This window comes from Streptomyces sp. NPDC000410, from assembly GCF_040300305.1.
Lineage (GTDB): Bacteria > Actinomycetota > Actinomycetes > Streptomycetales > Streptomycetaceae > Streptomyces.
The window spans coordinates 79137-87889 of record NZ_JBEPDM010000031.1 but is presented as its reverse complement, the minus strand read 5'-3'; the positions used below and the strand labels follow the sequence as shown (position 1 = coordinate 87889).

The following is an 8753-nucleotide window of genomic DNA, read 5'->3' as shown; positions in this document are numbered from 1 at the left end:
GAGTGGCGAACGTCTGCATGGTCTTCTCCTGGTGTCTCGTCGCTCTCCGCGACCCGGTCTTTCTGACACCGGAAAAGCTACGTTGCGTTCGAAGATCTGGCAACCAACTCGTTGCGCCAGGACGGCATCATCGCAGGTAGAAGCCGTGAAATCGTTGCAACGTTCCAAGAATTAACGCAACACGCTTCCGCCTGCACGTTGCAATGGATTGAGGGTGAACGCTATTTGACACGCATGGTGCTACCGAGTGCGCTGCGGCGATTGCCTCGTCATTCGCGCCGGGGGCGGGGACTTCGCGGCGAGTGTGGACGGCGCCGGACTCGGCGCCGCGCTCCTGAAGTCCCTGAGCGCAAAGCACTCACGGCGGAAGGCTCGCTGACGCGTCAGCGGGGAGAGGTGACCCCTATCGGTCAGGAGCAGGGCGCGCTGTCGCCGGGCCGGGCGACGCCGGGCCGGGTGTCCAGTGACCACATGTGCGTGCACTGCGGGCACTGAAGGTGGACGACCGGCCCGTTGTTGGAGATCAGATAGCGCCAGTGATCGCCGCAGTTGCGGAGGTCGGCACAGGTCGCGCAATGGCGGGCGTCGTCGCAGACGGGGCAGGCCACCCAGGCGCGACGGGCGTGGTCCGCCTGTGGGTCAATGGGCAGTCGCACGGCCCGGCTCCTCCCCCGGCAGGACGCCGGACGCCACCAGCAGGTCGTAGGTGCGCTGCTGCTCGGCGTCCAGGCCCGAGTAGAGGAGGGCGTACGCCTCGTCCTCGCCCCGGAGGACGGCGACCGGGTCCCAGTCGGGTCCGAGCGCGGTCACGACCTCGGCCCGTCGCCGGGCTTCCTCGAAGGTCAGGTCGATCGTGAAGGGTATGAGGCCGGTGGCGTTGTCCTGGTTCATGGCGAGACTTCCGATGCTCTGGCGGAACCCCACCATCTCTACCAGGCACCCGCGGCCGCGAGAAGGGTGACCTAAGTCGCCTCGCCGACGGTCCGGGGGCGACGCTTCGCCCCGCCCTCCGGCGAGGCACTCCCGTATCGGCCGACAGGGGTGGGCCGTTGCCGGTTCGAAGCCCCTGGCGCCGGACACGGTCCGCTCACTGGGCTATGACGCACTTCACACTTTGCCCCACCAGATCAACGCGAATCAGACCAAATCTGCCCGCTATGCGTCGGCCTCGGCGCCAAGCGCCTCGTCGCAGTCCAGCATTCCGGCCGCCTCAGGCGGGACACGCGCGGCGATGATGGCGTCCAACATCACGCGCGCCGCCCCGAGTTCGTCCATGACGGCGGTGATCCGGTCCCGCTCCCTGGCCAGGTCGACCAGCAGGTCGGGGCAGGCGGCCGCGAGCTGCCCGTCCTCCTCGACCATGCAGGGCAGTACGTCGGCGATGGTCGCGGTGCCCAGACCGGCGGCGAGCAGCGTACGGATGCTCCGCACCGTGTGGACATGGTCATCCGTGTACTCGCGGTACCCGCTCGGCCGCCGCAGCGGATCCAGCAGCCCCTGCTCCTCGTAGTACCGCAGTGCCCGTTCGCTGACTCCGGTCAGCCGGGACAACGCCCCGATACGCATGTGATGAACCAAGCTCCCCGACAAGCGAGTTGACTCTGACATCAACGTGAAGGTTTAGCTTACGCGGCATGTCAACGGAAACACTCCACACGCCCCTCCCCCGGCAGTCGGCCGGGCCCCGGGAATGGCTCGGGCTGGCCGTGCTCGCGCTCCCCACCCTGCTGCTCGCCATGGACGCCACCGTCCTGTATCTGGCCGTCCCGCACCTGAGCGCCGCCCTCCAGCCCGACGGCAGCGAACTGCTCTGGATCGCCGACATCTACGGCTTCATGATCGCCGGCTTCCTGGTCACCATGGGCACGCTGGGCGACCGGATCGGCCGCAGGAAACTCCTGATGATCGGGGCGGCCGCGTTCGGCGCCGCCTCGGCGCTCGCCGCGTACTCCACCGGCCCCCAGATGCTGATCGCGGCTCGCGCGCTGCTCGGGATAGCCGGGGCGACCCTGATGCCTTCCACCCTCGCGCTGATCACCAACATGTTCCGTGACCCGGGGGAGCGCGGCAGGGCCATCGGCATCTGGGTGACGTGCTTCTCGGCCGGTGTCGCGCTGGGGCCCGTGCTCGGCGGGCTGCTGCTCGAGGCGTTCTGGTGGGGCTCGGTCTTCCTGCTGGGCGTGCCGGTGATGGTCCTGCTGCTGGTGACCGCCCCGGTGCTGCTTCCCGAGTACCGCGACACCCGGGCCGGTCGACTGGACCCGACCAGTGTCGTACTGTCTCTCGCCGCCATCCTGCCGGTCATCTACAGCGTCAAGGAGCTGGCCAAGGACGGGCTCGCGGTGCTGCCCGTCGCCGCCCTGACCGGCGGTCTGCTCCTTGGCGCGCTGTTCGTGCACCGCCAGTCCAGGGTGGCCGGTCCCCTGTTCGACGTCGGGCTGTTCAGGAACCGGTCGTTCGGCGCCGCCCTGGGAATCCAGTTGCTCAGCATCACCGCCATGGGCGGGGTCTACCTGCTCATCACCCAGTACACGCAACTGGTCGAGGGCCTCTCACCACTCAAGGCCGGATTGTGGCTCCTGCCGGCGGCCGGTGCGCTCATCGGGGCGTCCGCCCTGACTCCCGCGCTCGCCCGCAAGGTGCCCGCCGCATACGTCATCGGGGGCGCGCTGGCGGTCTCGGCGGTCGGCTACCTGCTGCTCACCCAGGTCGACAGCGACAGCTCCTTCGGGCTTCCCGTCCTCGTGACCGGCTTCGTCATCGTCTACCTGGGCATCAGCCCCATGTTCGTGCTGGGCACCGACCTGATCGTCGGGGCGGCCCCGCCCGAGAAGGCCGGCTCGGCCGCCGCGATGTCCGAGACGAGTACCGAGTTCGGCGTTTCGCTGGGCGTCGCGGTCCTCGGCACCGTGGGCACCGCCGTCTACCGCGACCGGATGACCGGAGCTGTCCCCGACGAGGTCCCGGCGCCGGAGGCCGAGTCCGCTCGCGAAAGCCTGCCCGACGCCATGGCCGCGGCGGACGGCCTCCCCGACAGGCTCCATGACGTCTTGCTCGACCCCGCCCGCGCGGCCTTCACCGACGGCCTGAACGTCATCAGCGGTATCAGCGCCCTGCTCGTCGCCGCCCTGGCCGTACTGGCCGTGACGCTGCTGCCGCGCACCCGCCCCCGCCACGCCACCACGGAGCCGAGCGGCGCCGCGGACACCGCGGACACCGCGATGAGTCACGCCCTGGTCGCGGCCGAGTCACCCCACGGGAAGACCGATGATGCCCATGGCTGACGGCACAGTGGAGCCATGAACGCAGACAACAGCAACATTCTGGCCAGGGGACGCGTGGCCACCAGGCTGCCGGCCCAGGACCTGGACCGGGCGCGGCGTTTCTACGCCGAGCAGCTCGGTCTGGAGCCCGTCGACGAACGGCCCGGCGGGCTGCTGTACCGGTGCGGCGGCGCGGAGTTCGCCCTGTTCACGTCGACGGGAGCCTCGCCCGGCACCTTCACCCAGATGGGATGGGAGGTCGACGACGTCGACGGCGTCGTGTCGGAGCTCAGGCAGCGCGGCGTGGTGTTCGAAGAGGTCGACGTGCCCGGGTTGAGAACGAAGGACGGGATCGCCGAGATCGACGGGCATTACCCGAGCAAGGGAGCCCGGGGAGAACGCGCCGCCTGGTTCCGTGACAGCGAGGGCAACCTGCTGGGCATCGGCGAGCTGGTCGTCTGAGCAGGTCGTCCGAGCCGAGCGTCATGGCCGACGTCAGGGAGCTCTGGCCGTGACCGCAGGTCAGAGCCTCGCCCTGCCCACAGTCACCGTCGCCCCGGAGGCCGTCCCTGCCGCCACGCCCGTCATCCGCCGGGCGTAGTCCCCGGCGACGGCGAGGACGAGGAAGCCCCAGGCCGCGGCCGGCAGATACAGGTAGTTCACCCAGGCCTCGGGCTGTTCGAACTCCCTCTCCTGCTCGATGAGCCTCGGTCCCTCCCCGACGAATCCGAAGATGTTGTTCAGGACGCTGTACAGGGTGATGAGGACGAGAAGTACGCCTCCGGTCCGCGCGATCCTCACGATGACACGGGCGGGTACCGGGCGCCCGGCGGCGCCGGGGATCCACCGTGGGAAGGCCTCGCCCCAGCGTTGCACCAGGCCGACGGTGAGGAACGCCAGTCCCGACGTCAGGCAGCTCAGCACCAGCATGTACACGGATTCCGTCGCGGTGTGGCCGTCACCGGCCCCGGCCACGACGCGCCAGACGGCGGACGGCAGGACGCCCAGCGGAGCGGCCCAGGCCACCCACACCGCCCAGCGGGCCGGTGGCCGGAACGGAGGCCGGCCCGGAGGTGGGACCGGGGGTCGGGCCGGACGTCGGCCGCCGGTGGGCGAAGTGGTCATGGCTGCTCCTCGGTGGGCCGGACTGCTTCCTCAGGCAGCTTCCCGGCCCCCCGTCCCGCGGCGCGTCGCGCCGCGGGACGAACACGGCTCCCCCGGCCGACGGGGCGCCGGTCCGCCCGGAGGCGTACCCGCTCACCCGCGGAGCGCCCGCGACGTCCCTCAGACGGCCCTCAGCGGTCGAGCGCCGCCAGGCCGCGCTCGCCCGGCCGTTCGGGATCGGCCAGTACGTCGAGGGCCACGAGCCCCCCGTTACGGCCGGTGGTCCCGTCCCGCACGGCTCACGGGCGGGCGTCGGCCAGAGCCTGGGCCCTGACGCCGTCCGACGCCGTCTCGATCACCTCGTCCAGGATGTCGCGAGAGCGGACCAGCTCGGCGATCATCTGATCGATACGGTCGCGCTCCGCGCTGAGGTCGGCGACCAGCCTCGGGGTGGCCGACGCGGACGGCCCGCCGTCCGTGTCCCGCATGCAGGGAAGCAGCTGCGCGATCTTCTTGCTGTGCAGGCCCGCGGCGTAGAGCTGCTGGATGAGGATGACCCGGTCGACCGCGCCGTCGAGGAACTGGCGGTGGCCGCCTCCCGTACGGTCGGCCGCCAGCAGCCCCTGCTTCTCGTAGTAGCGCAGCGAACGCTCGCTCACCCCCGTGCGCTCGGCGAGTTCACCGATCCGCATGGCCCACCCCCGTATGCCCACTCTGCCGACTCTGCCGCGTATGCCGATGCCGATGCCGGACTTGAATCTGACACCGGTGTCAGCTTTTAGCGTACCGACATGACGAACACACCAGTGATTTCACGCCTGTTCGAGTCCGCCCGCCTCGGTGACCTGCACCTGCCCAACCGCCTGGTGATGGCCCCGCTGACCCGCAATCGCGCCGGGGCCGACGGCGTTCCGCAGCCGATCATGTCCACCTACTACGCACAGCGAGCCTCCGCAGGTCTGATCATCGCCGAGGCCGCCACGCCGAACGCGGTGGGCCAGACGTACCCCAACATCCCCGCGATCCACAACGCGGCCCACGTGGCCGGCTGGCGGCAGGTCACCGACGCGGTACGGGACGCGGGCGGCCGGATGTTCCTGCAGCTGCAGCACGGCGGCCGGGTCGGCCATCCCGCCAACAGCGGGCTGACGCCGGTCGCGCCCTCGCCGATCCCGCTGCCCGAGACGATCCACACCCCCGACGGGCGGCAGGACGCCGTCGTGCCGCGGGAGATGACCCTCGACGACATCCGGTCCACCGTGGCCGACTTCGCCACCGCCGGCCGCAACGCCCTCGACGCGGGCTTCGCCGGGGTGGAGGTGCACGCGGCCAACGGCCATCTGCTGCACCAGTTCCTCTCGCAGAACACCAACCACCGCACCGACGCCTACGGCGGCTCGGTCGCCGGCCGCATCCGGTTCGTCGTGGAGGTGGTCCGGGCCGTGGCCGAAGCCATCGGCCCCGAGCGGGTGGGCTTGCGCATCTCCCCCAGAGTCACCGTCAACGGCATACAGGAAGGCGACACCGAGAGCATCTACCCGGCGCTGGTCGACGCCCTGGCCGACTCCGGACTGGCCTATCTGCACGTCGTCTTCGCGGACCCGGACCAGCCGCTCTTCCAGAAGCTCCGCAAGAGCTGGCCGGGCACACTGGTCGCCAACCCGGTGCTGGGCTGGGGAGTGCCGCTGCCCGCCGACGGCGGCAGGCAGGAGGGCGAGCGGCTCCTCGCCGCGGGAGCCGACCTGATCTCGCTCGGCCGTGCGTTCCTGGCCAACCCCGACCTGGTCGAGCGGCTGCGCGTCGGTGCGCCGCTCAACCCGGTGCGGGACGACGGCCTGATGTACGTGGGCGGGGAGGACGGGTACACCGACTACCCCACCCTGGCCGACGCACCCGTCAGCCGGCCCTGAACGCCCCGGCGTTGCGCACCGCCCACTCGGCGAACGTACGCGGCGGCCGGCCCAGGAGCTGTTCGAGCGCCGGGCTCACCCGCTGTTCGGCGGCCGAGGGCTCGCCCAGGATCGCGAGCGTGCCGTCGACGACCAGCTCGGGCATGAACCGGAGCAGGTGCTCACGGGCCTGCGCGCGGGTCAGTTCGTGGAACCGTACGGGCGTGGCCAGCGCCTCGCCGAGCGCCTGGGCCTGCTGGCGCGGGGAGATCGGGGCCGGGCCGGTGAGTTCGTACGTACGACCGGAATGGGACGCGTCGCGCAGGGTGACGGCCGCCGCCTCGGCGAGGTCGGCCGGGTCGACGACCGGCAGGGCGACATCGCCGAAGGGCGCGGCGACGGTCTGCCGCGAGCGGACCGAATCGGCCCAGGCGAACGCGTTGGAGGCGAAGCCGCCCGGTCGCAGCACGGTCCACTCCGCCCCCGACTCCCGCAGCGCGTCCTCGAAAGCCCGCAGGTGGGCGTGGGAAGGGGCGTCCGGCCGGGTGCCGGTGATCTGGGAGGACAGCAGGACGACGCGGCGGACCCCGCCGGTCTTCGCCGCGTCGAGGATGGCGTACGGGTCGAGGTTCTCGCCGCCGCCGGCGACGAGGAGGAAGAGCGCGTCGGCCCCGTCGAGCACCGGGGCGAGGCTCTCGGGCGAGGCCAGATCGGCCCGGTGATGCCGTACGCCCGGTACGCCCGCCGGATGCGCGGACGCGTCCGAGCGCGAGACCGCCGTCACCTGCTCCCCGGCCGCCGCGAGGGCGTGTACGAGGGGGCGGCCGACGTTTCCGGTGGCTCCTGTGACGACGATCATGATCAGCTCCTGACGTTTGTGCTTGTGCCTTTGAACGTCATCCTGTGCGGCAAACTGGCCATCTTCTGGCCACTTTTGGGCACACAATCGCAGCATGAAAGCCGACCGTCTCGTGGCCACGTTGTTGTTCCTGCAGACGCGCGGGCGCGTGACCGTCGCCGAAGTGGCCGCCGAGCTGGAGGTGTCGCCGCGCACCGCACGCCGCGACCTGGAAGCGCTGGCGCTCGCCGGGATTCCCGTCTATTCGCAGCCCGGACGCGGTGGCGGCTGGTCGCTGGTCGGCGGCGCCAGAACCGACCTCACTGGGCTGACCGCCGAGGAGATCCGGGCGCTGTTCCTGGTCGCGGGGCCGTCATCGACCACGCCTGCGGCGCGGACCGCGCTGCGCAAGCTCGTACGGGCCCTGCCCCCGCCCCTGCGCCCGCAGGCCGAGGCCGCGTCGCGCGCCGGTGTCACCGACGCCACGGACTGGTCGCGCTCCCCCGCCGGCGACGCCGACGCCCCGCACCTGGACGCGCTGCGGAGTGCCGTGGTGGACGGGGCGCGGGTCAGGCTGGGTTACGCCGGGCCCGGCAGGCCCGCGAGCGAGCGGACGGTCGATCCGCTCGGGATCGCCGCCAAGGCCGGGGTCCCGTATCTCGTCGCGGGCACCGAGCACGGCCTCAGGACGTTCCGGCTGAGCCGCGTCACCTCCGTCGAGCCGACCGGCGAGGCCGTCGTACGGCCGGAGGGGTTCGACCTCGCCACGGCCTGGCGGGCGCTCGCCGCGCGGATGGAGGAGCGGATGGTCGCGGCGACCGTACGCGCCAAGGCGGAACCCGGCGCCGAGCCGGTCCTGCGCCGACTCTTCGGCGGCCGGCTGCGGATGGGCGGGACGGCGCTTCCCGACGGGTGGCTGGAGCTGGAGATCGACGGGCCGTCGCCGGAGGTCGTGGCCGCTCAGCTGGCCGGGCTCGGGGCGCGCGTCGAGGTCCTGGAACCGGCGGCGGCCAGGGAGCGGCTCGCGCGGCTGGCGGCGGAGCTCGCGGCGACGTACGGGCCGTAAGGGCCGCACGGGCCGCACGGGCCGCACGGGCCGCCGAGAACATCTTCTTCCGGATAATCCGGTACGGATTGAATTCGCTTACGCTGGCACACATGACCGCCATGAGCCCCGCACGCACCGAGCCCGACCTGTCCTTCCTGCTGGACCACACCAGCCACGTCCTGCGCACCCAGATGTCGGCGGCGCTCGCCGAGATCGGGCTGACCGCGCGGATGCACTGCGTCCTGGTCCACGCCCTGGAGGAGGAGCGCACCCAGGCCCAGCTCGCCGAGATCGGCGACATGGACAAGACCACGATGGTCGTGACGGTGGACGCCCTGGAGGCGGCCGGGCTCGCCGAGCGCCGCCCCTCCAGCACGGACCGGCGGGCCCGGATCATCGCGGTCACGGAAGCCGGAGCCCGGGTCGCCGAGCAGAGCCAGAAGATCGTCGACGGCGTCCACGAGAGGGCGCTGACGGCACTGCACCCCGACGACCGGGAGGTGCTGGTGCGCGCCCTGAACCAGCTGGTCGCCGGCCACCTCGCGACCCCCGCCGAGAGCCCACGACCGGCTCGGAGGGCGCGCCAGCGGGAGAAGTGACCCGGACGCCAC

The 8753-nt window shown here is 71.6% G+C and carries 11 protein-coding genes; 5 read left to right on the top strand and 6 right to left on the bottom strand.

The window, feature by feature from the left end:
* Positions 1-410 precede the first annotated feature (410 nt).
* The 3 genes from ABT342_RS26260 to ABT342_RS26250 form a co-directional block, all read right to left on the bottom strand.
* Positions 411-656 (bottom strand): hypothetical protein, encoded by a 246-nt coding sequence (locus ABT342_RS26260; RefSeq protein ID WP_351578648.1) that lies wholly within the window; start codon positions 654-656, stop codon positions 411-413.
* The gene (locus ABT342_RS26255; RefSeq protein WP_351578645.1) at positions 640-891 is read right to left on the bottom strand and encodes a DUF6400 family protein; all 252 of its coding nucleotides are present in this window, start codon (positions 889-891) and stop codon (positions 640-642) included. Before ABT342_RS26255 ends, ABT342_RS26260 begins: the two co-directional genes overlap by 17 nt.
* Before the next feature lie 264 nt (positions 892-1155).
* Positions 1156-1566 (bottom strand): MerR family transcriptional regulator, encoded by a 411-nt coding sequence (locus ABT342_RS26250; RefSeq protein WP_351578642.1) that lies wholly within the window; start codon positions 1564-1566, stop codon positions 1156-1158.
* A 68-nt stretch (positions 1567-1634) separates the two neighbouring features.
* On the opposite strand from ABT342_RS26250, the gene ABT342_RS26245 reads away from it, so the two are divergent.
* Both ABT342_RS26245 and ABT342_RS26240 read left to right on the top strand, forming a co-directional pair.
* Positions 1635-3284, top strand: coding sequence for an MFS transporter (locus ABT342_RS26245; protein ID WP_351578639.1), 1650 nt, complete (start codon positions 1635-1637; stop codon positions 3282-3284).
* Positions 3285-3299: 15 nt separating this feature from the next.
* Positions 3300-3725 carry a VOC family protein gene (locus tag ABT342_RS26240; RefSeq protein WP_351578636.1) on the top strand — a complete coding sequence of 142 codons (426 nt, stop codon included), beginning with the start codon at positions 3300-3302 and terminating at the stop codon, positions 3723-3725.
* A gap of 60 nt (positions 3726-3785) precedes the next feature.
* On the opposite strand, the gene ABT342_RS26235 is transcribed toward ABT342_RS26240, so the two are convergent.
* Complete coding sequence (locus ABT342_RS26235) at positions 3786-4388, bottom strand: hypothetical protein (protein ID WP_351578634.1); 603 nt, start codon at positions 4386-4388, stop codon at positions 3786-3788.
* 278 nt (positions 4389-4666) lie between these two features.
* Entirely contained in the window at positions 4667-5059 is a 393-nt protein-coding gene (locus ABT342_RS26230) for a MerR family transcriptional regulator (RefSeq protein ID WP_351578631.1), read from the bottom strand.
* A 99-nt stretch (positions 5060-5158) separates the two neighbouring features.
* Here ABT342_RS26230 and ABT342_RS26225 point away from each other — a divergent pair, with 99 nt between their 5' ends.
* Complete coding sequence (locus ABT342_RS26225) at positions 5159-6277, top strand: alkene reductase (RefSeq protein WP_351578628.1); 1119 nt, start codon at positions 5159-5161, stop codon at positions 6275-6277.
* Here the strand turns inward: ABT342_RS26225 and ABT342_RS26220 are convergent.
* Positions 6264-7115 carry an NAD(P)H-binding protein gene (locus ABT342_RS26220; protein WP_351578625.1) on the bottom strand — a complete coding sequence of 284 codons (852 nt, stop codon included), beginning with the start codon at positions 7113-7115 and terminating at the stop codon, positions 6264-6266. The genes ABT342_RS26225 and ABT342_RS26220 overlap by 14 nt on opposite strands.
* 94 nt (positions 7116-7209) lie before the next feature.
* On the opposite strand from ABT342_RS26220, the gene ABT342_RS26215 reads away from it, so the two are divergent.
* Together ABT342_RS26215 and ABT342_RS26210 are read left to right on the top strand one after the other, a co-directional pair.
* A complete protein-coding gene (locus tag ABT342_RS26215) occupies positions 7210-8160 on the top strand; it encodes a helix-turn-helix transcriptional regulator (protein ID WP_351578621.1) in 951 nt (316 codons plus the stop codon).
* 92 nt (positions 8161-8252) lie between these two features.
* Positions 8253-8741, top strand: a complete 489-nt coding sequence (locus ABT342_RS26210; protein ID WP_351578618.1) for a MarR family winged helix-turn-helix transcriptional regulator — start codon at positions 8253-8255, stop codon at positions 8739-8741.
* The last annotated feature ends 12 nt before the right edge of the window (positions 8742-8753 follow it).